The organism is Armatimonadota bacterium (assembly GCA_013314775.1).
Classification (GTDB): Bacteria; Armatimonadota; Zipacnadia; order Zipacnadales; family JABUFB01; genus JABUFB01.
Genome location: JABUFB010000011.1, coordinates 230,276 through 255,869, shown reverse-complemented (window position 1 = coordinate 255,869; position 25,594 = coordinate 230,276). Strand labels below are relative to the sequence as shown.

Sequence of the window (25,594 nt, the reverse complement as noted above, 5' to 3'; positions counted from 1 at the left end):
CAGGCGCCACGGGGTCGCATTGAACCCGACCCGCCGCGACGGAGCGAATTTTGAGCACACACAGCGACCAGCTACCTGCCGACCATACCAGCCTACGCAGTCTGCTGCATGGGTCAGCGCTCGTGTTCGTCGGCAGAGTCATTCAGCGGCTCCTGCGTTTCGGAGTGGGTGTGGCAATGTCCCGTGTGCTTGGGGCCGAGCGTTTCGGTGTGTTCAGCCTGGCGTTGACCGTCGAGACGATGGGGGAGAAGGTTGCCGAGAGCTGCCTGAGCTGGAGCGTCCTGAAGTACGTCGCACACTATGACGCATTGGGGCAGAAAGAGGAACTCAAGGGCACGGTATATGGCGCGACCCTCCTGAATGGGGCCATCGCGCTGGTCATGGCCATCGCCATCGCTCTGCTGGCGCCCACGATAGCGCAAAACGCGTACGGCATCCCGGAACTGGCCCCTCCCATCCGAATCCTTGCCATCGCCATGCCTTTCGCGGTGGTGCAGTACATCATTGTCAATGCGCTGCGGGGTGTGCAGCGCATCGTGGAGATGCTCGCGGTCGGGTCGATTCTGGCGCCCGGTGCCCTGCTTGCCGGCATCGTCGCTGTCGGTATCTTGCGCCCCAGCTTCGAGGCAATGGCCTGGGTGCACACAGGAGCCGCCGCCTTCGGGTGTGTCGTGGGCTGGCATTTCATCCGGCGCACTGTTCTCGCCCGCACTGCTGATGTCCGCAGCCGCATCCCTTGGGCAGCTCTTCTGAGCTTTGGGTTGCCAATGCTCCTTTACAGCATCTTCTCTTTCGGGGGCGGCGGTGTGGACATCCTGGTGCTTGGCAAGCTGCTGACCAAGGCGGAACTGGGGATCTATTCGGCGGCCTGGCGTGGCGCGAACATGCTGGTCTTCCCGCTGGCAGTGGTGCAGACTGTCTTTTCGCCGACCATCTCGGCACTGCACGCAAAGGGGGACATACCGGGCCTGAGGAAGACCTTCATCGGCTCAACCGCTATGGCAACGTATCTGGCCATGTGGGTCTTCGGTGCGATCATCTGCTGGCCGCAGGTATTCATGGGGCTTTTCGGTGACGAGTTCGTGAAAGGCTCCAACGCTCTGGTTCTGGTCTGCGCGGGGCAGCTGGCCAATTCGGCCACCGGCTCGGTGGGTTCGATCCTGACCATGACCGGTCGACCATGGATCATGTCCCTGGACCACATCGCTTTCGCAATCGCCATGATGGGCCTGTTCGTCGCGTGGGTGCCGCGCTACCGGCTGATTGCCGCCTCCGCCATCGTGGCCGCCGCCCTGGCAGGGGTAAATCTGTGGCGAGTGGTGCGGGTCTGGCGCCTGTACCGGATTCTGCCGTACAATGTGACAACGATTGGGCTGTGGCCGGCGTTCCTGGTCGGACTTGCGCTGGCCTACCTGGCGCCACGCGGTATCGCCCCGCCTTGGGGGGCTTTCACGGCCTTCGCCCTGTTCGCACTCCCGATGCTCGCCATCGGCGTCAGGCTGGCGAAGATCGTCCGGCCAATGCTGGCGCGAGAGAGGAAGTCCGCATGAGCAAGCAACGCTGCCGTCTGGCCATCATCGGCCTGGACGGCGCGACCTGGGACCAGGCTCTCCCACTGATGGAGTCTGGGAAGCTTCCGAACATCGAGCGAATCACCTCGGCCGGTGCCCGAGGGGGCCTGCGCTCCACCATTCCCCCCGTCACCTCAGTTGCCTGGACCAGCATGTACACGGGCGTGGAACCGCGGGAGCACGGGATCCTCGCCATGCAGTCGTATGACCCTACCCACCGCCGCTGGCGCCCAGTCTGCCGATCGGACAGCCGGGTTGCGCCCTTCTGGAAGGACTTCAACCGCCGCGGACTCTCTGTCGGCCTGCTGTGCCTTCCCTTCACCTACCCGCCCGAGCCCCTGGATGGCTGGATGATCTCCGGCATCATGGGCACGCCGGAATACGGTCCGACCATGTTCTCCAGCCCCGACCTGTACGAGCAGGTTACCAATGCCTGCGGAAAGACCGATCTGGTCTCGCTGACCAAGGTACACCCGTCACGGCGGCGGGCGACTCTTGCGCAGCAGGCCCGATGGCTGGAGGACGCATCCGCCTACCTTCTGGAGCATCACCCTGTTGATGTCTTCTTCGTGGTGGAAAACTACACCGACCATATTCAGCATGCGTACCTGCAGGCGCGAAAGTGGGAACATCCAGGCGAGGTTGGCGACCCGGTGGAGGATGCCTACATTCACGCCGACCGCCTGGTCGGGCGCGTCGAGCAGTGCGTCGGGCCGGAGACGCCCATCCTGCTCCTTTCCGACCACGGTCAGACGCCATGCCGCGGGCTCATCAACACCGGGCGCATCAACACCCGCTTCCCTCTGCCCGAGAATGGTGCCGATGGCCTGCAACTGGTCCGTCCGGCAGCGAGGCGCAGCGCGAGACGCATGCTGCGCTCGTGGGCGGGAGTTCTCGCAGGGGCATTGCGTGCGGCGGCCCCATCTGCGACCTACGAAAGGCTAAAGCAGAGGCTCGCGGCGTCCCCGTTGAGGAGTCTATTCCGGGTGGAACAGACTTCCGACAGCGTGCTCATTCGCTGGCCCGGAGCGTTCGGCGAGGCATACTGGTCCGTGGACTACGAGGAGAATCGAGATGCTCTGGCGAAGCTGAAGCCGGCGATTATCGCTGCCCTCAGGGAACTGCGTTTCCCGGACAGCGATGAGCCGCTTTTCGAGGTCTATGACGGTCTGGATCTGTACGGCGCCGAGGGACCTGACGTGCCCTTCGCGGTGTGCTTTCCGGCACCGGGCTATGTGACTGGACCCATGGGAGCCGACGCAGACCTCGTGCTGTCCTACGAGGAGACAGCCCGGCAGCTGGTCTTCAAGAAGGAAGGCTGGCAGGGCACCCACCAGATGGAGGGAATAGTCGGAGCAAACGCCGCGGCAGCGGCGCGGATCGGCGAGCTCCCCACAGCCATCAGCGAGATGCTTCAGACGGTGCGCGATGTGCTGGACCTGCCGCACACCGAGCCGGAGTGGGTCAGTTCCGACGTCAGCGCGAAGGATAACCTGTCGGAAGAGGACATTGAGGCTATAGAAGGGCGGCTCCGCGATCTGGGTTACATGGGCTGACCGCTCCGCCAGCAGGCTTCACGATCTCAGCAGGTTCGGCACAGTTCAGGGGGGCGCGGTTCCTATCACACTGAAGTTGGCGCAAAGCCCCGGGAGTCTGATGCAAATGGCAGTGTACAGCAATCTCCCGGTGATCGGGCCGGCCATGTCGGAGCGCGAGGGCGCTCGTGGCTAATCCTGTCCGTGTTCTTCACGTTTTCTCGCGGATGGACCGCGGTGGCGCAGAAATGCGCACTCTGGAAGTCATGCGCCACGTGGATCGCTCACGGTTCCAGATGGACTTCCTCGTGACGTCCGGGGCGAAGGGTCAATTGGATGGTGAGATCCAGGCTCTCGGCGGGAAGGTCATCCCCTGCTCGCTGAAGAGTGTCGGCTTCCCGGCGCGTTTCGGCGCGATCGTGCGGTCCGGTGGGTACACTGTAGTCCATTCACATCTGCACCTGTTCTCGGGCTTCATACTCATGCTGGCCGCGAGACAGCGCATACCGGTGCGCATTGCGCATTTCCGTTCTATGGGTGACGCGCACCAGGACGGTCTGCTGCGCAACGCCCAGAGAGCTCTTATGCGCAGGCTGCTGGATCAATACGCCACAGATATTCTGGCCGTGAGCGAGGGGGCGTTGGTCGGCTCGTGGCGTGCGGACTGGCGAAACGATCCGCGGTGCCGGGTTGTCTACAACGGACTGGACATCACCGCTTACCGTTCGCCGCCAGATCGCGCCGGCGTCTGCGCCGAGTTCGGTCTACCGCTGGACGCTCGCGTGTGTGTCCACGTGGGCCGCTTCTGCGAAGCGAAGAACCAGGGACGGCTGGCGTCGATCTTCGTGGAACTGGCAGACATGCAGCCTGATGCATACTTGCTGCTGGTCGGGAAGCCCGGCGGTCGCGAGGAGGAACTTGCGCGCGGTACCGTGAATGCTGCCGGACTGCAAGACCGGGTTGTTTTCACGGGAGAGCGCTCGGATGTATCCCGCATTCTGTGCGCCGCGGATCTCGCCTTTTTGCCCTCGCGTCGCGAGGGCTTGCCGGGAGCCGTACTGGAAGCTTGCGCGGCGGGTATTCCGGTGATTGCCAGTGATCTGCCGGGGTGCCAGGAGATCGCCACCCATTTCGAACTGGTGCGCTGCCTGCCGCTGGCACAGCCGGATCGGGTCTGGGCCGAGGCCGCGCGCGACGCTCTGATGTCCCACCAGCCGGACCGAGCTGCCGCTCTCGCCCGGTTCGACGCCAGTCCCTTCTCCCTGGAAACATGCGCCCAGGCGATGACCGGCATCTGGGAGAAGGGCACCACCGAGTGACAAGACGGCCGCCTGCATCCGCGCCGGCCGATGGAGAGCACTGGCCGTGCGACTAATCGTCATTTTGATAGCTGCTCTAGCTTCCGGGGTGCGCCCGTTGTGGCTCATTCTCCAGGTGCACAAACGCCTCGGGATTGAGGACTTCATGTACCTCGGTCTGTACATCCCTGCGGTGATTGTGGGGATGATCGACTGGCCGCGGCAGCGCAACCTTCTCCAGCAACTACCGGTCACACTGTGCGCGCTTCTGGTGCTGGCCGGTCTGTGGTGGGTGGACCCGGCCGAGCGCAACCGGGGACTGCTGGTGGCGGGGGGTACACTCATCGCCCTGCCCATCGGCGTTCTGGTGCGCGATGACCGCCTGCGCGGGATTTTCATGCGCACTTTCGTGGTATCGGTGCTCATCAGCACCAGCCTTCTAGTGGTCCTGACGCTTCCTTTGCCCGGCCGCGCTCGAGGCCTGACGTTCATGGAAGCCCGCGATGGGCGGGGCAACGTGATCACCAACCGCAACCAGATCGGCGCGCAGACCGGTCTTGCCACCATCGTTGCGGTGATGCTCGCGACCACGCCGCCTGCGGCCACGAGACGGCGCCGGCGCCGCAGGGGCATAAGTTGGGTCGCATTCGCGGGTGGGCTCGCCGTGGAGACGCTGATAAGCGCCTCCCGGGGCGCCATTCTGTCGCTGCTGGGCGGCATCGCATGGGTGTCGTCGCGCCATCCGCGGTACCGAATGATGGCGATCTTCATGCTCATATCTGCCGGCATGGTGCTCATGATGGCCGAGCTGGTGGCTCCTACGCTGGGGCTTTTCGGTACCAGCGCATCCCGGTTCGAGCGCGGGGATCTATCTTCCCTGGGCGGCCGGGCAAGCATTTGGGCGGCCGGGTGGGACGTGATGACCTCAAACGATGTGGTCTTCATGCGCGGCGTGGGTTCTGGTGGGGTTGACCGTGCACTCGGTGCGCGGATCGTGGCTATGACGCCAGGGGCCGGAGCGATGCTCTTTCGGCGCTCCTCCCACAACACCTTCGTGGAGTGGGGAATGTCATACGGCGTGGTCGGGACCCTGATGGGCATCTGGCTGCTGTGGACCCTCTGGCGCAGGGCTATCCGCCTCGACCGCTACGACGGAACCTGGCAGACCACGACTCTGCTGGTGTGGTCGCTGCTGAACTCCATGACCCTCGTGATCAATCGCACCGCCTTCTGGCCGTTCCTGGGAGCTCTCATCTTCGCGATGGTGTTCCGTCCGGTGCAGCGTCGCGTAGCCCAGACTGACAGGACCGGTGCGGAGCCCGAGAGCCTTCCCGCTGAGGGGGTTCGCGCATCGGCTCACGATACGCGCGGAGGCGGCTGAACTCGACGGAAGTCGGGATGCGATGTGGGCCCGCAACGGGAACCACGCCGCAGACCCGATGCCAACCAGGAGGCGATTGTGCGGATCCTCGTTGCAACGGATCACAAGTACTTCGGCGCTGCCGACGGCGTCTATGACACCTACTGTTTCGATCGGTCTTTCTTCGACGACTACCGGGCCGTTTTCGAGGAGGTGGTCGTCGCAGCGCGGGTTGTTGAGGGCGAATTGCCTGAACACGCCCGGCGTTCTGATGGTGATGGGGTGCAGTTCCTGCCCCTGCCCAATGTGGGTGGAATCCGCTTGACGCTGCGCTCGGGTGCGATCTTCGGCCCAATTCTTGAGCCGGCCATACGGGCCGCGGACGCCGTCTGCGTGCGGGTGCCTTCTTACACCGGCCTGCACGCCTGCAGAATCGCGCGGCGCGTCGGCCGGCCGGTGATGTTCGAGATGATTGGCGACCCCGAGGCGGCTCTGCAGGCCGGGCAGCACGGATTTCTGGCCAGTCTTGTGGGTAAGTGGAGCGCTGTCAATATGCGCACTATCCCCTCCGCATGCGTAGTGGGTAGCTATGTCAGCCGCGAGCACCTTCAGCGCAAGTATCCGGCGGGTCCGCAGACAGTGACCGACAGCATCTCCAGCATCCGCCTGCCGCGGTCGTGGCTGCGGCCCGCCCGCACGTTCGAGGCCCCGTGCCGCCCGCTGGACCTGGTGCTGGTTGCGAGCCTGGTCCCCGTAAAGTGTCATGATGTCCTGCTGCGAGGGGTGGCCGAGGCTACTCGGTTAGGGGCTGATCTGCGCTTGCGCCTCGCGGGCGACGGCAGTCTGCGCGCGAGCCTGGAAGCCCTCGCGACTGACCTGGGCATCGCGGACCGAGTGGAGTTCCTCGGGCACCTGTCGGACCGTGAAGAGCTCTTGCGTCTCCTGGATGACTCCCACCTATTTGTGATGACATCGGCCACCGAGGGCATGCCGCGCGCAATGATCGAGGCGATGTCACGGGGGCTCCCGGCTTTGGGTTCCGATGTGGGCGGGATCGCCGAACTGCTCCCCGCGGAACAGAAGTTCCCCGCAGGCGACTTCGTGCGTCTCGGACAGATGCTTTGGGAGATTCAAAGGCGGCCGGACCTGCTCACCCAATACTCCGAGCGGAGTGTACGGACTAGTGAGGACTATGTTTCTGACGTGCTGTCCGAGAAGCGCAGACGCCTGCTCGGATTGCTCCGGCAGGCCGCCGAGGAGAGACGCAGATGCGTGAATTGATGCTCCAGTTGCGCTGGGCGCTCCCGATCTGGCTTGTCGGGCTGCTCACCAACTGGTGGCCCGACAACCGCCTGTCGTTGAAGCTCCGAGGGATGCTTGCCCGGCCATTCATCCGCAAGTGCGGGCGCAACCTGACGCTGGGGTCGCAGGTGACGCTCCTGAACACCCACAATCTCGTGATTGGCAATGACGTGTACATTGCTCGCGGATCGTGGCTCAACTGCATGGCAGGGCTCACGCTTGAGGACGAAGTCGTCATCGCCCCATACGTCGTGATCAGCACGCTGCAGCACACCTTCAAGAATGGTTCGGTGCGTCAGGGCGGAAGCATTGCCCGGCCTGTGCGGGTGGGCAGGGGCACCTGGCTTGCTGCCCACTCCACCGTGAAATGCGGGGTCTCCATCGGGGCGGGGAATCTGGTCGCCGCCAATTCGGCGGTGGTCAAGGATACGCCGGACCATGTGATCGTGGGTGGCGTTCCGGCTCAGGTGATCAAGGCCAACGAAGACCGAGACGCCGAGTTCTACACCCGCAGCGAGTTCGAAGCCTCCCGAGGAGAGTAACCGCTCCTTATGCCCGAACGCCCCAGGCTCGTAGTCGCTGTGACCTCATCCATCAGCACCAGCCTCATGCGCGGTCAGCTTGCATACATGCGCGAGCGGGGCTTCGATGTCTACTTCCTGTGCTCCGGCGACGACACCGCCCGACAGTTTTGCGAGCGAGAAGGTGCAACGCTGCTCGATGTTCCCATGCAGCGCGAGATCTCCCCGCTGGCGGACTTGAAAAGCCTTGCAGGGATCGTGCGGGCGCTGCGCAAGGTCCGGCCGCATCTCGTGAATGCGGGAACACCGAAAGCCGGGTTATTGGTCACCCTCGGGGCATGGCTCGCGGGTGTGCCGTGCCGAATCTACAATATCCGCGGCCTGCGCCTGGAGACCACATCGGGGCGGCTGCGCGCGATTCTCACGCTCTGCGAGAAGATTGCCGCACGACTGGCCCATCGCGTCCTGTGCATCAGCCCCAGCCTGCTCAGATTGTGCCGCGAACTCAATCTGTTTCCGCAGGGCAAGGGCAAGGTGCTGGGCGAAGGCAGCAGCAACGGGCTGGACACCGACCGTTTCACGCGCACCCCGGAAATCGAGCACAGAGCACGGCAGTTGCGGCAGGAGTACGGGATTCCGCCGAAGGCGCGGGTTCTCGGGTTCGTGGGGCGTATCGTCCGCGACAAGGGTATCGTGGAACTCGTGGATGCGTGGCGAAGTCTGCGCGAGGACTACGCGGATTTGCACCTGCTTGTTGTCGGGCCGTTCGAGGCAGGCGATCCGGCGCCGGCCGAGACCCGCGAGGTCCTGGAAAAAGATCCGCGCGTCCACCTCACGGGCCACGTCAACGACATGCCCCCCTACTATGCGGCCATGGACATCCTCGCGGTCCCGACGTACCGCGAAGGTTTTGGGAACGTGTTTGTTGAGGCCTCGGCGATGGAAGTCCCAGCGGTGGGCACGCAGGTGTCCGGGTGCATGGATGCCATCGCGGACGGGGTGACAGGCACATTGGTTCCGCCGCGGAACTCGGAGGCGTTGGCGAAGGCGATCCGTGCTTACCTGGACGACGAAGAACTCGCTTCCACCCATGCCCGGCAGGGGCGCGAGCGCGTCCTGCGCTCATTCCGTCCGGAAGTGATCTGGCAGAACCTCTTCGACGAGTATGTTGCCCTTCTGAAATCGCGCGGGTTGCCGACCCCGGAGTAAGCAGCAGGGATGGCCGCAGGAGCGCTCAGATCCCCGGCATCTCGTCAGGCGTGTCGTAAGTTTTCCGTGGAGCCGCCGGTACACCCATGGCCACGCATAGCGGCGGCACATCCTTCACAGCCACCGCGCCCGCGCCGAGGATGGTCCACTCGCCTACTCTCACGCCTTGTCTCACCGCCGCGTGCACTCCAATGAATGTCCCCGTGCCCACGGTCACCGATCCCGAGAGAGCCGCCTGGGGCATTGCGGAGGCGAAGTCCTGCATCACTGTGTCATGGGCGGCGGATGCCAGGTAGTACAGGAGGGTGAAGTCACCCATCACGACGCGCGCTGAGACGATGGCCCCGGCGAGGACCACGGAACCTGTCCCAATGGTTGCAGAGCGGGAGAATTGGGCGGCCGGGTGGACCACCGTCTCCCAGGTTGCCCCGATTGCCGTGAGCCGCTGGACGGCCCGGAAGCGGCTGCGGGGGTGGCCGATGCCGGGAATGACGCGGACTTGAGGATGCCCCGCGATCCAGTCCCCCTTGCCCACAATGGGTAGCCCAATGATCTGGGTGCCCTGCAGTTCATCCCGGTCGTCCAGGAATCCCAGCAGATTGAAGTCCGCTCCGTCATCTATTGCTGCTTGTACAGCCTCGGCAACTTCGACGCCAAGTCCGCCTGCTCCAAGCACCACGACATCAGCCATCGCATGAAACCTCCAATGGTCGGCTGCGCCAATCTCCAATCTCTATGCGTCTTTGGTCTGCGCTTGATCTGATTCGCCGTTCTCTGAAGTTGCCGGCGAGCCCATGAACTCCTCCATGGTCGCTGATCCGGCTTGGGAGATGCCTTCGGGACGAACCACCTTCAGGAGAGTGAGAGCGAGTATGCGCAGGTCGAGGAGGAGACTCCAATTGTCCACATACCACACATCGTACTCGAATTTCTGCTCCCAGGATATGGCGTTCCGACCGTTGACCTGAGCCCAGCCGGTAATGCCCGGCGGGACGTCATGCCGTCGCGCCTGTTCAGGGCTGTAGCGCTCCAGATAGGCAGTCAGCAGCGGCCTGGGGCCCACGAAGGACATCTCGCCCTTGATCACATTCACCAACTGGGGAAGCTCATCCATGCTAGTCTTTCGGATGATCTTGCCCAGCGTGGTCAGGCGTTGTTCGTCCGGGAGCGGCCTGCCGTCCGGCCCAGTAGCATTCCGCATGGTGCGGAATTTGTAGATGGTGAAGAGCCGGCCCTTGTAGCCCGGGCGCACTTGCCGGAAGACCACAGGAGTTCCCATGTTGAGCCATATCGCCAGAGCCACCAGGGCGATGACGGGGGAGAGAATCACCAGGCCCAAAGATGCGCCGATGATGTCGAGAAGTCGCTTGATCGCACGGCCCACTCTACTTCCTCCCTGGGTTCGGCCCGCTTGCCGGGCACGGCTCTTGAGTTGCCTGCGGCTTGTTCGGCCTCGGGCCCCGGAATACCTGCCCGGACCCGGTGGCAGGGTTGGGTACGCTTGCCAAGGTGGGTGGATCATGGTAATCTCATGGTGTCGCCGCGGTACGCAAACGCGGGCGCACCGCATCTCCTCACGGTGTGGGGTCTGTAGCACCGCCATATTTGTGTGCCTGTAATCTTTGAAGCAATCGGGGTCTCTCTGCATGGAGTCTTCGCCTGAGAGTCGTGTTGTTTCTGTGATCCTGGCCGGTGGCCGGGGTACTCGGATGCGCAACGACTCAAAGCACAAGGTCTGCTTCGAGGTTGGCGGGGTCCCCATTATCCTGCGGGCCCTGGCGAACTACGAGGCCTGCGGGATCAACCACCACATCATTGTTGTGGGCGCACTGGGTGAGCAGGTTCTCCAAACGGTGGGCGCGCGCGTGCCCAATGTGAGTTTCGCCTACCAGCCCGAACCCCGCGGAACCGGCAACGCAGCTCGCTGCGGCGTCAGGATGCTCCAGGACACGGGCTATGACGGCCTGGTATTCGTCGTTGTCGGCGACCGGCTAGTAGCCCCCCACATCATTCACCGCCTGGCCGACACCATGCGGGAGACCGACAGCGACCTGGTGTTCCTCGTTGGCCGCAAGGAAGACAACCCAACCTCGGGACGAGTCGTGTACGATGGTGACGGAAACGCGGCTGCCATCGTCGAGACCAGCGAGATCGCGCTGTCCAGCGTCGTGGCGGAACTCGAGGCGCTGTGCGAAGCCAACGACGCTCGGTTGTCGCCCGAAACGGTGCTGGAGTGCATCCGGCGCCGCTTCAGCTCGGACCAGAAGGCCCGCAAGGCCTGCGGCGAGCTTTTCACCCGCTCCGCAAGCGGCGAGACACTGACCGCGGACGAGATGCGGGCTTTGTTGGCACCCCTGCGCGCAAGTACGACGATCACCCTCTGGACGGATGGAGAGCCCACGTCCGTGGCAGCGGCGGACGTGGAGGCTGGAGCCACCGAGGCCAACCTCTCAGGCTACCTGTTCCGCGCGGCGGCACTCTACGAGGCGCTGGAGTCGCTGAATTCCGACAACGCTCAGGGCGAGGAGTACCTCACTGACTGCATCAAGTACATGGCGTCCTCGCGCATCAAGAATGGCCGTCCCCGATTTCGGGTGCGCACGGTCTGTGTTGATAACCCCGACGATTCCATGGGCTTCAACACCCCCGAAGAGTTGGCCGAGATCGAACGCAAACTGCGTCTCGGCGGCCAGGGGGACGAGGAATACGTGGAACCTGAAGATATTGAGACCAGTGGAGCGCTTCGTCCCGCCGGCGAATGGCGGCGCATTCTCGCCGAGAACGGCCCGGATGTGCGAGCGCTCTTCGAGACCATCTACGGGCCGGCACCGGACTTGCACGAAACCAAACGCGGGGAGTTCCTGGCAGCGCTCGATGAGTTCATCCGGCTGCATGGCGAGGACCGCGAAGCTTTCATCGTGCGGTCGCCCGGACGAGTGAACCTGATGGGGCGACACATCGATCACCGGGGCGGCAACACGAACGTCATCGCCATCAGCGACGAGATCATCATGGTCGCCGCACCCCGCCGAGATGACCACATCACGCTTGCCAACACCCTAGACGCGGTCTTCGAACGCCGGGAGTTTTCCATCTCGCGCGATATTGCCTCACTGGACTGGTCGGACTGGCTGTCGTGTGTAAACAGCCCAAAGACGCTGGCGCTGGTGAGCAGCGGGGACTGGTCTCACTACGTGCGCGCGGCGGCATTGAGGCTGCAGGAGCGCTTCCGAGGCACCCCTTTGCTCGGGGCGGACATCGTCACCCACGGGACGATTCCGGTAGGGTCGGGGCTGAGTTCGTCTTCTGCGGTAGTGGTTGGGGCGGCCGAGGTGCTCGTGGCCGTGAACCACCTGCCGGTGCGGCCGAACATCATGGTGGACCTGTGCGGTGAGGGCGAGTGGTTCGTGGGCACTCGAGGCGGCGCGGCGGACCACGCTGCCATCAAGTGCTGTCGTCGGGGGCAAGTCGCCCATGTGGGCTTTTTCCCCTTTGAGATCAACGAGTTCCTCTCGTTCTTCGAGGGGAAGTCGGTTGTGGTCTGCAATTCCGGAGTGCAGGCAAAGAAAAACCAGGGCGCCCGATACACCTACAACAAGCGTGTGTTGGAGTACGTAGCGGGCGAGGCGATTATTCGCCAGCTGATGCCCGAATTCGCGCCATCAATCCACCATCTGCGGGACGTCCGCCCTGACAACCTGGGCATCAGCCTCGCGGATCTGTACGAGGTTCTCAAGCAGCTTCCTGTCGAGATCACGCGGAAAGGGTTACTGGAGCGCTATGGGCCCTTCGACGCCGAGTTCACCAGGAAAATCAAGGACCTTCTGAACACGCTGGGCGATGAAGAAGTCGTCCTGAACATCCGCGGCGTGGTTCTCTACGGGCTCGCGGAAGTGGAGCGCGCCAAGCGGTGCATTGAGCACCTGCGCTCCGGCGACGCTGAGGGATTCGGCCGACTGTGGTTCATCTCCCACGACGGCGACCGGGTCGTCGCTCACGACGATCAGCTTCGTGAAGTGCCCTGGGAGTATGATGTGGGCGACGATTACTTCGACGCACTCATCGCTGACCTGCGCAGCGGCGAGCCGGAGCGCATCGCCCGCGCTCAGATCCACCTTCAGCCCGGCAAGTACGCCTGCAGCACTCGAGAGATCGACCTGATTGTGGACATCGCGCGGAGGCAGCCGGGCATTCTCGGCGCGCAGATCGCCGGCGCGGGTCTGGGAGGCTGCTGCATGATTCTTGCCCAGGATGATGCCTGCGAGGCGCTCATTGCCGAACTGGCAGAGCACGGTTTCGCCGCGAAGCGCTATTGTTCCGTCGAGGGTGCGGGTGTCATCAACCTGGCTGAAGCCCAGGGGGTCAGCAAGCCATGATCCGTGTGGGATGCGTCGGTTGCGGGGCCTGGGGAAAGAACCTGCTGCGTGTCTGGAATGAAACCGAGGGCGCGCGTTTGGCCGCGGTTGCGCGGTCCGATGTTTCGCGTCTCGACCAGATACTGGAGCAGTACCCGTCCGCGAGGGGCTTTGCGAGCTTCGAAGACCTTGTGGCGGACCCGTCCGTGGATTTGGTGTCCATCGCCACGCCGCCGTCGACTCACTATGAGATCGCGCGGCAGGCGCTGCTGGCAGGGAAGCACGTGTTCGTTGAGAAACCCATGTGTCTTGACCCGGCCGACGCCCGCGCACTGGCAGAACTCGCGGACAAGAGGGGCCTGACGGTCATGGTCGGGCACCTGATGGAGCACAGCGGGCCAGTCCAGGCGATTCGAGAACTCATCGATTCTGGGCGTCTGGGAACGCTGCGTCACTTGCACTTCCAGCGCCTCAAGCTCGGTCGTGTGCGGCGGGAGGAGAACGTGCTTTGGAGCTTCGCGCCTCACGACCTGTCCATCGCAAGCTACTGGCTCCAGCGGGTGCCTCGAACTGTGCGGGCCGTCGGACACTGCTATATCCAGCCGGATATCGAAGATATCGTGTTCATGGATGGCCTGTATGAAGACGGTGTCTCCTTGCACGTGCATGTGTCCTGGTTGCATCCGGAGAGCGTACGCAAGGTTGTGATCGTCGGCTCGTCCGGCATGGTCATCTGGGACGACATGGCGGCTGGGCAGAAGGTGCATTTCTCGGCGTCCGGCATCGGAACCGATCTAAGTAACATAGAGTCTGAAAGTGAACCAATCGGTTACAGCGACACCCAGCCTCTGCAGGCCGAGTGCGCCAGTCTCATCCACTGCATCGAGTCGGGCCAGCGCCCGGTGAACGATGCGTGGGACGGTGTTCGGGTAGTGGAGATGCTCGCCGCCGCCGACCGGTCCCTGCAAACGAACCAACCGTTCACACTCGCCTGAGCGATCGTCCCGCCGTTTTCTGTTGGCCCAACGTCGCTCCCGCAGTCCAGATCACGGTCATCCAGGGGGTCTCGATGGCAACTTTCCTCGTCACAGGCGGCGCCGGGTTCATCGGCTCCAATATCACCCGGGCATTGCTCGAAGCCGGCGATACCGTGCGGGTGCTCGACAATTTCGCCACGGGACGCCGCGAGAATCTCTCCGACATCGAAGAGAGCATTGCCCTTTTCGAGGAGGACATCCGGGACCTGGAGGCGATTCGCCCGGCCTTCGAAGGCGCCGATTATGTCCTCCATCAGGCTGCGCTGCCCTCGGTTCCGCGCTCGGTCAAAGACCCTGTGTCCACCACGGAAGCGAATGTGAATGGCACCCTGAATGTGCTTATCGCTGCCAGGGACGCGGGTGTGAAGCGAGTAGTCATCGCCTCCTCGTCATCGGTGTACGGCTCCAATCCCGAACTGCCGAAACACGAGGGCATGCGACCGCTGCCGATCTCGCCATACGCCGCTTCGAAGCTTGCAGATGAGGCGTATGCGGCGTCCTTCACTCACGTGTACGGACTTGAGACAGTCTGCTTGCGGTACTTCAACGTTTTTGGGCCGCGTCAGGACCCCACCTCGCAGTATGCGGCAGTGATCCCCTTGTTCGTCACACTCCTGCTCAAGGGCGAGCGCCCGACTATCTTCGGTGACGGCGAGCAGTCGCGGGATTTCACTTACGTGGCCAATGTAATCCAGGCTAATATCCGCGCGGCCACATCGCCGGGAGGGTCTGGACAAGCCTTCAACATTGCCTGCGGGGCCCGGATCAGCCTGAACGAACTGCTGGCGCACCTCAATGACATCATCGGGACGAACATCGAACCGATTTATGCGGAGGCAAGGGCCGGCGACGTGAAGCATTCGCTAGCGGATATCTCGGCTGCCCGCGAAGCCTTCGGGTACGACCCGCAAGTGGGCACGCGCGAAGGTCTCGAGCGCGTGGTCGAATGGTATCGGCAAGCCGGCGGCTGACCTCCATTCGGACCGTGGTCCGGATGACGCTCAAAGACGCACGAACGAGGAGCATGCAATGATACGCCTGGGCCTGATCGCCGTTCTGCTCGGGGCGGCGGTAGCGACTGTCGCGCCGGCTGCGGATCTGGTCAATAACGCCTACGTCCTGCGGACCGGCGATACCATCGCCGTCACCGTCTGGAACCACCCCGAGTTCTCAATGACCGGGGTGCAGATCCGTCCCGACGGCAAGTTCATGCACCCCTACGCGGGCGAGATTTCGGCTGCCGGGAAGACCCCAGGAAGGCTCGCAGGCGAATTACGCCAGGCGCTACTCAAGGAACTGCGCAACCCCGTAGTGTCGGTGGATATCGTGGAGTATCGCGAGGACCGGGTGTTTGTGGTCGGTGCTGTCAAGAACCCGGGCTCCTACGTGATGCGCGAACCTTTCACCGTCCAGCAGGCGCTTGCCAGTGCGGGCGGTGCGTCCCCGACCGCGGATATGTCCAATGCGCTCCTGATCAGCCCCGCAGGGGAGCGCACCACCGTGAACCTCGACGCTGAGATGTCCGTGGACCCTGCTGCGCCGCGTACGCCGGTCGTTGGTGGGTCCACCCTTATCGTGTATGAACGCCGCGAGGAGCGGGTCGCGGTCCTGGGAGCTGTGCAGACGCCCGGTATGTTCCGGATTCCTGAAAAGGGCTTGCGGCTGCACGATGCCCTGGCGCTGGCGGGCGGCTACCTGCCCACCGCTGACCCGTCCCAGGCCAAGTTTACACGCGCCGGGAGCGAGACGACGGTCATCGATCTGCGCCGAATCGCCGAAGATATCAACGATCCGGCAAACCTGCGCCTCGTTGACGGCGACGCGATCCTCGTTCCCGTGGCGGTTCCGCAGACCATCGCGGTGCTTGGGCAGGTGAATGAGCCAGGAGTCAAGACGCTCAACCGCGACAAGGTGACGCGGTTGTCAGACGCCGTGGGCATGGCCGGCGGGATTACGGCGGTTGGAGACCCATCGGCTGCATCACTCCTGCGGGCGGATGGAACCATTCTCAAGGTCGCTCTCGATCAGGTCCTCAGCGGGCAGCAGGGCGCTGCTGATCTTGTCCTTGCGTCGGGCGACACCCTCTTTATTCCCGACCTGCCTGACTACACGGTCCTGGGCACAGTGCAGACGCCAGGGCGTCATACACTCTTGCCGGGAACGCGCGTTTCCGCGGCTATCGCGGCGAGTGGCGGCTTGCTGGGCGATCCGCGTCGCGCTGAAGCGTCGATCGTCCGGCAGGACGGGTCGGTGATCCCAGTCGACCTGCGCGGGGTGCTCGACGAGAAGAACCCCGGCGCGGATATAGCCCTTGCTCCCGGCGACACGTTGCTCGTTCGCACGCTGGACCGGGGCCAGGTTGCCGTTCTCGGAGCGGTGCGACAGCCGGGGCGTTACCCCTTGGGCGAAGCACGAAAGCTGGTAGATCTCATCGCGATCGCGGGTCTGACAAGTGAGACCTCCAATGTGGCCGACCTCATGCGCGACGATGGGACGCTGGTGTCCATCGATCTCGACGCCGTGCTGATCGATCGCAAGCCCGAGTTCAACATTTCCCTGCGCGACGGCGATACCCTGGTGGTTCGAAGCGCTGCCCTGAATGTATCGGTCCTGGGCGCCGTTGCGCAGCCCAACCGGTACGCCATGCGCCGCGGGAACCGGTTCGCCGATGCCCTCGCGGCCGCCGGCGGTCTGACTGCGAATGCGGACCGCAACCAGGCGAAAGTAATCCGGATGCGCGGGGAGACCCTCTTGGTCGACCCGTCACTGGCGATGTCCGGCGACGCGCCCGGGGCCAATCCGTTGCTTGAGGACGGCGACATCATCGTCATCGACACCGCGCAGATCCGTGTGGCGGTGCTGGGTGAGGTAGCGCAGCCCGCACATGTGGGCTTGCGGCCCGGGGCTCGGGTGTCGGACGCCCTGGCAACTGCCGGTGGGCTTGCTCCCGGCTCACGCGCTCAGTCTGCAAAGCTCATGCGGGCCGACGGAACCGTAGAGAATGTGGATCTGCGTGCGATCCTGCGCGACGCCAGCAATGCGGCCAACATCGTGCTTCGTGAGGGTGACACCATCCTGGTGGAAACCGCAGACCTGCAGGTCGCGGTGCTGGGCGAGGTCGCTGTCCCGGGGCACCGGCGTCTGCTTGTGGGAGCCAGAGTATCCGACGCGTTGGCTGCATCGGGTGGCCTTGCAGCGGGATCTCGAGCCCAGTCGGTAAGCGTCTTGCGGCCTGATGGCACCACGGTTGAGGTCCCGATCGCGGACGCGATGAATGCGCCTGACTCCGTGCGGAACCTCGTGCTGCTCGACGGCGACACGCTCTTCGTTGAGACAAAGACCGTGGGCGTGACGCTTCTTGGCGAACTGGCCAGGCCCGGGTACGTGGAACTGCCGCCGGGCTCGAAGCTGTCCGATGCCCTGGCAGCTGCGGGCGGCGCCAATACCAACAAGCCGCTCAAGCCCGCGAAGCTGGTGCGGCGATCGGGTGAGACAGTTGAGATCGACCTGGACGCGGTGCTGGATCGCCTCGATCCGGATGCGAACGTTACCATGCTCGATGGAGACACAGTGATTCTGAGTGCTGAAGAGCGGGCCGAGGTCGCGGTGCTTGGGCAGGTCACAACCCCCAGCAAGGTTCGGGTGTATACAGGGTCGCGTGTGTCTGATGTCATCGCCGGCGCCGGCGGGCTCGCCGCGAATGCGGACGCCGCGACTGCGACCCTGATGCGCGAAGACGGCACCGTGCTGGCCGTGGACTTGGACGGGATTTTCGTGCGCAATGACCCGGCAGCGAACGTTCCGGTGCGTGGCGGAGACACCTTGGTGGTCGGAACTTCCTTGCGCGGTTTCGCCGCCGTGGTTGGCGCAGTGCGCAATCCGGGGCTGTATTCGGTGCATACGGGCGACCGCCTGTCCGATCTTTACGCCAAGGGCGGCGGCGCGACCAGCGACGCCGAACCGGAGCGAGCGGTGCTGCGGCGGGCTGACGGCACGCAAGTTGAAGTCAACGTGCTGGAACTGCTATCCGGTGCGGGTGATAACCTGTTGCTGGCCAAAGGCGATGTGCTCTTTGTGCCCACGCGCACCCAGGGCGACGTTGCCATTCTCGGTGCGGTCACAACGCCGGGGCGCTATCCCGTAGGGCGAGGAGAGCGGTTCTCTGCGGCCGTGGCACGTGCGGCTGGTCTCAGCGTACCTGGGGTTGGAACGGCTACACTCATGCGGGCCGATGGCACCCTGACCACCATTGACGTTGCGGCAGCGATGGCGCGACCCGGCAGCGATGCCGACCCGGTCATTCTCTCGGGCGACACCATCGTCGTCAACGCTCTCGACCCCGTGACCGTCGCCGGCGCGGTGCAGCAGCCGGGCACCTATACGTTGATCGGTGAGGGGCGAGTCTCGTGGGCCCTGGCGCGCGCGCTCGGAGTGAAGGACACCGCTGCTCTGGACAAGGCGTCTATCACCAGCAAGGACGGCAGCAGGACTGAGGTTGATCTTCGACCCATTCTTCAGGGGGAAGCGGGGGCGATTGACCCGAAACTGAAGCCTGGCGACACCCTTGTGGTGCCTGCTGCAGACTACCGGGTCTCAGTGGTAGGGCATCTCAACCGCCCCGGTCGCTTCCCGTTCCAACCGGGAGCCCGAGTCCTTGACGCGATCGCGCTTGCGGAGGGAATCTCGGAAACAGCGCGCGCAGACAAAGCTACGATCCTGCGCGGTGGGAAGACCATCGAGGTTGATCTGGCGCGGATTCAAAGCGACCGGAGCGACGAGCAGAACCTGCTTCTGGAAGATGGCGACACTGTGGTCGTGGGAAGTCTCCAGTTGCCGGAAGTCGCCGTGCTTGGGCAGGTGGCGCGGGAGGGACACTATACGCTGCGGTCCGGCGCCAGACTGTCCCAGGCAATTGCCCAGGCGGGCGGTTTCACGAGCACGGCAGCCACCGACTGCGTGAAACTTGTGCGCAATGGGGAGCAGCAGTTCATCGATATGTCGATGATCGATCGTGGGTCCGAGGTTCCGGTCGATCCCCTTCTGCAGGATGGAGACTTGATCATCGTCTCGGAATCAATGCACCGTGTCACGATCCTCGGCCTCGTGAAGAACCCCGGGAACTACACTTTCAAGAAGGGCGACCGGCTAGTGGACGTACTCGGGGAGGCCGGGGGGTGGATCGAGCGTCAGGGAGCGCCCAACCGCGCGATTCTCGTCCGCAAGCTGCCCGACGGCCGGCTCGGAGCAGCAGAGATCAGTCCGCTGCGAACCGCGCTCAGGGGCGACCAGAAGGGCAACCCATTGTTGCAGGATGGCGATATCATCTACATCCCGCAAGTGTCTCGCATGACATTCTCCGGAATCCTGAACACGCTCTTCCAGGGCTCCAGCTTCGTGCGACTGTTGATCACGGACTGACGAACCCCGGGGCGGGAAGCTGTGCTGTGAATCACGCGGGGACTGCGCATGTGCGCAGTCCCCGTTCTCGTCGGTGTTCTCGAATCGTATACATAAAGGACGGTCTTGGGCCTACAGCCACTTCTTCTGCAGGACGATCCACTCCGTATACTTGAGGACATAGGACAAGGCGAGAAGCGATAGCAGAATGAAGAAGGAGACGCGAATGACGTCATCCTGCAGATAGCCAAACCAGTCCTGCGCCTTTACTTCCCCGAGAGCGACGTTCGCAGCGATGTTCACGATCTTCTGCGCAACCACATCCCAAGCCGCCGTGATGGGAGTGTACAGGACGCCCATGACGACCACCGTGGCCAGGACTGCCATCGGGATGACGACCTTGAACTTGAGGCGCTGGTGCTCTGTGAAAATGGGGCACTTGACGCAAGGGATGGTGCGCTGCACTTTGTCGATGGATGGGATATCCGCTTCCAGGTCTGAGCGGATATAGGCGCCTTCGCGGGCCTTCTGGATATCACTCTGTGGGCCCTTGGCGGGGGAGCCGGCCCGGATCAGGCGCTCGATGAGTCGCGGGTCGCAGTTGCACCCTGAGCCGAAGCGCCAGCAGGGCCTCCGCGCCTTGTACGCCGGGCAGACTTCGCGGATGCGCTCATGACAGAAAGGAAGCTCCCAGCAGGGGCTGAAAGCGGTGGGGGGCTTGATTGTCTTGTGCTTCTTGAGGACCCCGCTATCCTCGCTCTCCTCTTTTTCGAGCCTCTTTCGCCTGCGCTCAGGCGCCTCCTTGATCTGCACGTAGAGCTCGTACAGGATGCGCAGGGCGACCACGAAGAGAACGGCAGTTCCGGCTTCCGAACCCGATCGCGACATACGCTCCGTTACCCTCTGAAGGTCGCCGGTAACATTTCCGAGGTTGCTCGCAACCATGAACGGGATACCGAACATAAGCCCGAGGCCGCCGATGGCGACCAGTACGGAGTATGCGAGTTCATCGAGGGTGAGGAGCACCAGACCGAGGGCGAAAACGAAAGCCGAAATGGTGAGCGCCTGTCCGAAGGTGCTGACGAGATAATATGCGCGACCCACATCGGGGCTGCTGAGCAGGTCGCCGCCGTAGATCGCGTAGAAGTAATAGCCCAGGCAGACCAGAACGCCAAGCCCGCCGAGCTTCACCAGAGTGGCGCTGTGGCGGGCTATGAGGTCGCCCCAGTCGATGACGGCCTTCTGATTTGGGGGTTGGGGGCGTTGCTTCTGCATCTACCTTCCTCTGTGGGTTGCGCAGATTGGCGTCAGGTGGTCTGACCTCCACCGCCGCCGCCGCGTCGTTGCTGCAGACGGCGCTGGAACTCGGCCCTGGTCACTCTCTCGCGAGCGTCCGCGGTTGCGGTTCGCGGTCCCTTTCCAGCCTCGAGCGTGGTTGCGCCCTCAATGACGGTGTCTTCCGCCATGAGTTCGTCGAATGCGTCCACGTTAGCAGCCTTGGACCGCGCACTGTCCTCGTCCGCAATGCCCTTCTTGACCAAGGTCACCAAGGACTGGTCGAGGCTATACATCCCGCGGCGGGAACCGGTCTGAATCGCGGAACCGATCTGGTGCGTCTTGCCCTCACGGATCATGTTGCGGATCGAGGGGAGCGCCTCCATGGTCTCAAACGCGGCGACGCGGCCATTGAGATCCCGAGTTTTCACGAGCGCCTGGGAAAGTACACCCACCAGGTTGACCGACAACTGCATGCGCACTTGCTGCTGCTGGTAGGGAGGGAAGACGTCGATGATACGGTCCACAGTCTGGACAGCGTCGGTGGTGTGCAGCGTCCCGAACACAAGGTGGCCCGTTTCCGCCGCAGTGATAGCAAGATGGATTGTCTCCAGGTCGCGCATCTCCCCGATGAGGATCACATCAGGATCCTGTCGCAGGGCGTACTTGAGCGCGCTGGCGAAGCTCTCAGTGTCCACATGGACTTCGCGCTGGTTCACCAGTGCCCGCTTGCACGGGTGTACATATTCGATAGGGTCTTCGACGGTGAGGATGTGCACTGGCTGGCGGCTGTTGATGTAGTCGATCATCGCGGCAAGCGTGGTTGTCTTTCCTGAACCGGTGGGCCCAGTGACCAGAACGAGACCGCGCGGCTGATCTGCCAGACGCTTGCAGATCTCGGGCAAGCCCAGATCTTCCATGGTGCGGATGGTGGTCGGGATCGTCCGGTAGATGCCGGTGACGCGACCTCGCTGGACCATCATGTTGCCACGGAATCGCGAGACTTCCTTCAGTTCGTACGCGAAGTCGAGTTCCAGGGATTCCTCGAAGATGTTGATCTGTTCGGCGTCGAGGATCTGGTAGCAGGTGGCGCGCACGTCGTCTGCGGACAGGGGATCGACTTTCATGCGAACCAGGTCGCCGTGTATGCGGAAGATCGGCGGCTGTCCGGCCTTGAGAATAAGGTCGGACGCCTCCTGGCGAACGCTGAATTCCAGCAGCTTGACTAAGTCCATCGCGGGCATTGTCGTTGCCTCCGGACGAAAAGGTGAACGGCTGATTGCCGCGGGCTATTGCCCGGTCTGTGGCTGGCCATGTACATAGCCGCCCTCGGGCGCCTGTGGTGGCTCGTCCGCGTACCCGACCAATGGCAGGTCCTCGTCCTCGGGGATGACCGCGTATTCGCCGCAGCGTTTCGTGAACTCATTCGGGTACGACGACTTTGCCAAGGCGGCCTCGAAGCTGACGTACTCGTTCTTCACCAGGTCAGCCAGGTACTGGTCAAGACAGACCATGGAGTCCTCGGCACCCGCCAGGATGAGGTTGTACAGCATGTGCGTCTTGCCCTCTCGGATAACAGCGTGGATGGCCGGCGTGCCCTTCATGACCTCAAAGCCGGGAATGCGGCCGCCGCCTTCCTTGCGGGGCAGGAGCGTCTGACAGACGACACCGGCGAGCGTGACCGAGAGCTGAGTGCGGATTTGCTGCTGCTGCTGGGGCGGAAAGACGTCAACCGCGCGGTCGACAGTCTGCATTGCGTCGGTGGTATGCAGGGTTCCGAACACAAGGTGGCCGGTTTCCGCAGCGGTGATGGCAAGTTGGATAGTTTCCAGGTCGCGCATCTCACCAACGAGAATCACGTCGGGCGTTGCGCGCATGACATGGCGCAGCGCTTCGTTGAAGCTCGTGGTATCTTGCCCGACCTCGCGCTGCTCCACCGCACACATATTATCTTCGTGCACGAACTCGATGGGGTCTTCGATGGTGACGATGTGGGCCCGGCGATTGCGGTTGATGTGGTCCACCATCGCCGCCAGGGTAGTAGATTTCCCCGAGCCGGTGGGGCCGGTGACCAGGACCAGTCCGCGGGGAAGCATGGCGAACTCTTTGAGGACCTGGGGCAGCCCGAGTTCATCGATGGTCTGGATCTTGATGGGGATCATTCGCATGACCGCGCCCACGGCATGCTGCTGATAGAAGACGTTGACGCGGAAGCGGGCGATCCCCTCCATCTCGTAAGCCATGTCCAATACCCAGGATTCCTCGAACCGCTCCCGCTGGGCGTCGGACATGATACCGTACATGAGCTCGCGCGTGTCGTCGGGTGTCATGACCGCGAGATGATCAAGCCGCTGCAGGTCGCCGTGAACCCGCATGATGGGTGGCTCGAACGCCCGAATGTGCAGGTCCGAAGCATTCAGCTCGGGCATCATTGCGAACAGGTCGCGCAGAGTGTAATCGAGCATGCGGTTGACCTCCTGAGCAGGCCCTGCGGGGCCATTGAAGCGCTGTGTACGGCCTATTCACTGGACGGCGGCGGTGGCGGCGGCGCGCCATCTTCTGTGCCACCGCCGGGCTGACCCGGACGGACCGGACCGGCCGCGCGCTGCCTTGCCCTGCGCAGGCGGGCTTCCTCCTCTGCCTTCTTGCGTGCTGCAGCTTCGGCATCCGCCCGCTCGCCGTCGAGCCGCCTGATCATCTGCCGCATTTCAGTGCGGTTCCCGGCGTAGAACATCGCCGTATCCGCGGAGATGATCCCGTCGCGGTACAGGTAGAGAAGAGACTGATTCTTTGTCATCATGCCCCAGTGGGAGCCCTCAACGATGGCGTCGTACATCTCGGAGGGCTTGCCCTCTTCGATGAACTTCTGGATGGTCGGGGTGACCACCATGATCTCCATCGCGGCGATCCGACCCGTGCCTTCCTTGCGCGGCACCAGGGCCTGGGAGATGACCCCTTGCAGCGTGCGGCTCAGGCGCATACAGATCTGCTGTTTGTCATGGGGTGGGAACATATTGACGATACGTTCCAGCGTCTCGGCGGCGCTCGTGGTGTGAACCGTTGAGAACACGAGGTGGCCGGTTTCCGCTGCTTGCATCGCCACGCCCATAGTGGTGACGTCGCGCATTTCCCCGATAAGGATCACGTCGGGCGCCTGACGCATTGCGTACTTGAGGGCATCCTGGAACTCGCGGGTGTCGATCCCGACCTCTCGCTGGCTAACAATGGAGTTGCGGTCCTTGTGAACGTACTCGATGGGGTCCTCAACCGTGATAATGTTCGCCTTGCGATTGCGGTTGATGTGGTCGATCATCGCGGCGAGGGTGGTGGACTTGCCACAGCCCGTGGGGCCGGTGACCAAGATCATGCCCTGAGGGCGCATGGCGATGTCCTTGAGGACCGGCGGGTGGTCCAACTCGTCGCAAGTGAGGATTTCCAGGGGGATGATCCGCATGACGGAGCAGACATTCCCACGCTCGCGGTAGATGTTGATACGCAGGCGGCAGACGCCCTCGATGGTCTTGCCGATGTCTTTTTCGGGGAAGTCGAGGAAGCGTTCCCAGTCGCCCTCGCGCAGCATGAGAGACTTGGCGATGAACTCTGTGTCCTCGGGCTCGATGTCCGGCCATGGGCCTCCCGGGGCGAGTTCAACGACGCCCTTGATTTTCGCCCGCGGAGCGCCGCCGGGCTTCCAAAAGATATCGGACGCCTTCACCTCCGCTCCGGCGCGCATAACATCTTCCCACATCTGCATGGTCCAAACGCCCAATCGGAACGCCTCCTTCGTCAGGTGGGACGTGGTCTGGCCCCACTCAGGCCCTGGATCTCCGCGCAATGATCACATAACACAGCGCACCCACGAGCACGGCGAATACTGCGAGAATAACCCAACTGCGGCGCCTTTGCAACGGCTCAGAACTGTTCCCTGAGACCTGTTGACCAGCGCCGCGACGCAGTTCCTCCATCGAGTGGAAGCTGCGGTCGACTACGGTCAGGTCGCAGCACCACACGCCGCCACCTCCGCTCCAGGTTCCGCGCACGAACTTCCCGTTGATATCGCCCTCGATTCCAGTACCGCCTATGCCTGCCAGGAGCACGGTCACCCGGTTGTAACGCTTGAGGGCCAAGACAACCGGCCAGACCGGGCTGCCCTTGGCGGACGGGCTATCGAACAGGATCGCGGAGACCTGAGTGAGTCCCTGTTCCGTGGTAACCTCGGGCGCGGCAAAGCGCCATCCCGTCGCCTGCTGCATGGTGGCCAAGTCCGCCTCGGCCTGCTCGCGGCTGACCGTGGTCGGGTACGAAACGGTGATGCTGAAGCGACCGGCACCTGCCGCCGAGAACACCACAGCCACAACATCCGTGCGCAGTTCGCCCTCGGCGGCAACGCCGGTGCGTCCGGACAGCGCCGCCAGACAGGCCAAACACAGGAATATTCCTCTCCGGCTCCAATTCACCTTCACGGCTCGCTCAAACCTCCGGCAGAACGGAAAGCAGCGCGGCCTGGGGGACCGCGCTGCCTGGATTCTGGAGTTATCTGGTGGACCAGGGGGGATTCGAACCCCCGACCTTCTCCATGCCAAGGAGACGCGCTCCCCCTGCGCCACTGGCCCACCGACGGATGCCAGTATATCAGGCCGACGCGCCTGGCGTCAAGCGCGGATTGGTTCCGAAGGTTTGCGCAAGAATTGGGTGGGGCTGTACTAGCCGGGTGCGATCTCCCCGTCGACTACG

18 protein-coding genes and 1 tRNA gene are annotated in these 25,594 nt (G+C 63.4%); 11 read left to right on the top strand and 8 right to left on the bottom strand.

Annotated elements, in window-relative coordinates; translation table 11 throughout:
• Positions 1-50 precede the first annotated feature (50 nt).
• The 7 genes from HPY44_15540 to HPY44_15510 all read left to right on the top strand — a co-directional run bounded on the left by HPY44_15540 (position 51) and on the right by HPY44_15510 (position 8,796).
• Positions 51-1,550 carry a flippase gene (locus HPY44_15540; GenBank protein NSW57421.1) on the top strand — a complete coding sequence of 500 codons (1,500 nt, stop codon included), beginning with the start codon at positions 51-53 and terminating at the stop codon, positions 1,548-1,550.
• Positions 1,547-3,127 carry an alkaline phosphatase family protein gene (locus HPY44_15535; GenBank protein ID NSW57420.1) on the top strand — a complete coding sequence of 527 codons (1,581 nt, stop codon included), beginning with the start codon at positions 1,547-1,549 and terminating at the stop codon, positions 3,125-3,127. The genes HPY44_15540 and HPY44_15535 overlap by 4 nt, the downstream gene beginning before the upstream one ends.
• Positions 3,128-3,354: 227 nt before the next feature.
• Positions 3,355-4,425 (top strand): glycosyltransferase, encoded by a 1,071-nt coding sequence (locus HPY44_15530; GenBank protein ID NSW57419.1) that lies wholly within the window; start codon positions 3,355-3,357, stop codon positions 4,423-4,425.
• A 46-nt stretch (positions 4,426-4,471) separates the two neighbouring features.
• Positions 4,472-5,785 carry an O-antigen ligase family protein gene (locus tag HPY44_15525; GenBank protein ID NSW57418.1) on the top strand — a complete coding sequence of 438 codons (1,314 nt, stop codon included), beginning with the start codon at positions 4,472-4,474 and terminating at the stop codon, positions 5,783-5,785.
• Positions 5,786-5,863: 78 nt separating this feature from the next.
• On the top strand, positions 5,864-7,045 hold the full coding sequence (locus tag HPY44_15520; GenBank protein NSW57417.1) for a glycosyltransferase: 1,182 nt from the start codon (positions 5,864-5,866) through the stop codon (positions 7,043-7,045).
• A complete protein-coding gene (locus HPY44_15515) occupies positions 7,033-7,608 on the top strand; it encodes an acyltransferase (protein NSW57416.1) in 576 nt (191 codons plus the stop codon). The genes HPY44_15520 and HPY44_15515 overlap by 13 nt, the downstream gene beginning before the upstream one ends.
• A 9-nt stretch (positions 7,609-7,617) precedes the next feature.
• A complete protein-coding gene (locus HPY44_15510) occupies positions 7,618-8,796 on the top strand; it encodes a glycosyltransferase family 4 protein (GenBank protein NSW57415.1) in 1,179 nt (392 codons plus the stop codon).
• 25 nt (positions 8,797-8,821) lie between these two features.
• Here the strand turns inward: HPY44_15510 and HPY44_15505 are convergent, their stop codons facing one another.
• The gene (locus tag HPY44_15505) at positions 8,822-9,487 is read right to left on the bottom strand and encodes an acetyltransferase (protein ID NSW57414.1); all 666 of its coding nucleotides are present in this window, start codon (positions 9,485-9,487) and stop codon (positions 8,822-8,824) included.
• Positions 9,488-9,529: 42 nt separating this feature from the next.
• On the bottom strand, positions 9,530-10,318 hold the full coding sequence (locus HPY44_15500) for a sugar transferase (protein NSW57413.1): 789 nt from the start codon (positions 10,316-10,318) through the stop codon (positions 9,530-9,532).
• Between the two features lie 187 nt (positions 10,319-10,505).
• Between HPY44_15500 and HPY44_15495 the strand changes: the two genes are divergently transcribed.
• From HPY44_15495 to HPY44_15480, 4 genes are all read left to right on the top strand, one after another.
• The gene (locus HPY44_15495; GenBank protein ID NSW57412.1) at positions 10,506-13,172 is read left to right on the top strand and encodes an NTP transferase domain-containing protein; all 2,667 of its coding nucleotides are present in this window, start codon (positions 10,506-10,508) and stop codon (positions 13,170-13,172) included.
• Positions 13,169-14,146, top strand: a complete 978-nt coding sequence (locus HPY44_15490) for a Gfo/Idh/MocA family oxidoreductase (protein NSW57411.1) — start codon at positions 13,169-13,171, stop codon at positions 14,144-14,146. The genes HPY44_15495 and HPY44_15490 overlap by 4 nt, the downstream gene beginning before the upstream one ends.
• A 74-nt stretch (positions 14,147-14,220) precedes the next feature.
• Positions 14,221-15,159 carry an SDR family oxidoreductase gene (locus tag HPY44_15485; protein ID NSW57410.1) on the top strand — a complete coding sequence of 313 codons (939 nt, stop codon included), beginning with the start codon at positions 14,221-14,223 and terminating at the stop codon, positions 15,157-15,159.
• Between the two features lie 58 nt (positions 15,160-15,217).
• The gene (locus HPY44_15480) at positions 15,218-19,606 is read left to right on the top strand and encodes an SLBB domain-containing protein (protein NSW57409.1); all 4,389 of its coding nucleotides are present in this window, start codon (positions 15,218-15,220) and stop codon (positions 19,604-19,606) included.
• Between the two features lie 111 nt (positions 19,607-19,717).
• On the opposite strand, the gene HPY44_15475 is transcribed toward HPY44_15480, so the two are convergent.
• The 6 genes from HPY44_15475 to HPY44_15450 form a co-directional block, all read right to left on the bottom strand.
• Positions 19,718-20,860 carry a hypothetical protein gene (locus HPY44_15475; GenBank protein ID NSW57408.1) on the bottom strand — a complete coding sequence of 381 codons (1,143 nt, stop codon included), beginning with the start codon at positions 20,858-20,860 and terminating at the stop codon, positions 19,718-19,720.
• Positions 20,861-20,892: 32 nt separating this feature from the next.
• Positions 20,893-22,095 carry a type IV pilus twitching motility protein PilT gene (locus HPY44_15470; protein ID NSW57407.1) on the bottom strand — a complete coding sequence of 401 codons (1,203 nt, stop codon included), beginning with the start codon at positions 22,093-22,095 and terminating at the stop codon, positions 20,893-20,895.
• A gap of 54 nt (positions 22,096-22,149) precedes the next feature.
• Positions 22,150-23,325, bottom strand: a complete 1,176-nt coding sequence (locus tag HPY44_15465) for a type IV pilus twitching motility protein PilT (protein ID NSW57406.1) — start codon at positions 23,323-23,325, stop codon at positions 22,150-22,152.
• 53 nt (positions 23,326-23,378) lie between these two features.
• Positions 23,379-24,614 carry a PilT/PilU family type 4a pilus ATPase gene (locus HPY44_15460; protein ID NSW57405.1) on the bottom strand — a complete coding sequence of 412 codons (1,236 nt, stop codon included), beginning with the start codon at positions 24,612-24,614 and terminating at the stop codon, positions 23,379-23,381.
• Between the two features lie 58 nt (positions 24,615-24,672).
• Positions 24,673-25,284 (bottom strand): hypothetical protein, encoded by a 612-nt coding sequence (locus HPY44_15455; protein NSW57404.1) that lies wholly within the window; start codon positions 25,282-25,284, stop codon positions 24,673-24,675.
• A gap of 114 nt (positions 25,285-25,398) precedes the next feature.
• A tRNA-Ala gene (locus HPY44_15450) sits at positions 25,399-25,473 on the bottom strand.
• Positions 25,474-25,594 lie beyond the last annotated feature (121 nt).

What these genes read in the sequence shown, in the direction of transcription:
- HPY44_15470 (NSW57407.1), bottom strand. Translation starts at nt 22,095, where the DNA reads ATGGACTTAGTCAAGCTGCTGGAATTCAGCGTTCGCCAGGAGGCGTCC.
- HPY44_15480 (NSW57409.1), top strand. Translation starts at nt 15,218, where the DNA reads ATGATACGCCTGGGCCTGATCGCCGTTCTGCTCGGGGCGGCGGTAGCG.
- HPY44_15500 (NSW57413.1), bottom strand. Translation starts at nt 10,318, where the DNA reads ATGATCCACCCACCTTGGCAAGCGTACCCAACCCTGCCACCGGGTCCG.
- HPY44_15465 (NSW57406.1), bottom strand. Translation starts at nt 23,325, where the DNA reads ATGCTCGATTACACTCTGCGCGACCTGTTCGCAATGATGCCCGAGCTG.
- HPY44_15485 (NSW57410.1), top strand. Translation starts at nt 14,221, where the DNA reads ATGGCAACTTTCCTCGTCACAGGCGGCGCCGGGTTCATCGGCTCCAAT.
- HPY44_15535 (NSW57420.1), top strand. Translation starts at nt 1,547, where the DNA reads ATGAGCAAGCAACGCTGCCGTCTGGCCATCATCGGCCTGGACGGCGCG.
- HPY44_15515 (NSW57416.1), top strand. Translation starts at nt 7,033, where the DNA reads ATGCGTGAATTGATGCTCCAGTTGCGCTGGGCGCTCCCGATCTGGCTT.
- HPY44_15495 (NSW57412.1), top strand. Translation starts at nt 10,506, where the DNA reads ATGCGCAACGACTCAAAGCACAAGGTCTGCTTCGAGGTTGGCGGGGTC.
- HPY44_15505 (NSW57414.1), bottom strand. Translation starts at nt 9,487, where the DNA reads ATGGCTGATGTCGTGGTGCTTGGAGCAGGCGGACTTGGCGTCGAAGTT.
- HPY44_15490 (NSW57411.1), top strand. Translation starts at nt 13,169, where the DNA reads ATGATCCGTGTGGGATGCGTCGGTTGCGGGGCCTGGGGAAAGAACCTG.
- HPY44_15475 (NSW57408.1), bottom strand. Translation starts at nt 20,860, where the DNA reads ATGCAGAAGCAACGCCCCCAACCCCCAAATCAGAAGGCCGTCATCGAC.
- HPY44_15510 (NSW57415.1), top strand. Translation starts at nt 7,618, where the DNA reads ATGCCCGAACGCCCCAGGCTCGTAGTCGCTGTGACCTCATCCATCAGC.
- HPY44_15460 (NSW57405.1), bottom strand. Translation starts at nt 24,614, where the DNA reads ATGCAGATGTGGGAAGATGTTATGCGCGCCGGAGCGGAGGTGAAGGCG.
- HPY44_15530 (NSW57419.1), top strand. Translation starts at nt 3,355, where the DNA reads ATGCGCACTCTGGAAGTCATGCGCCACGTGGATCGCTCACGGTTCCAG.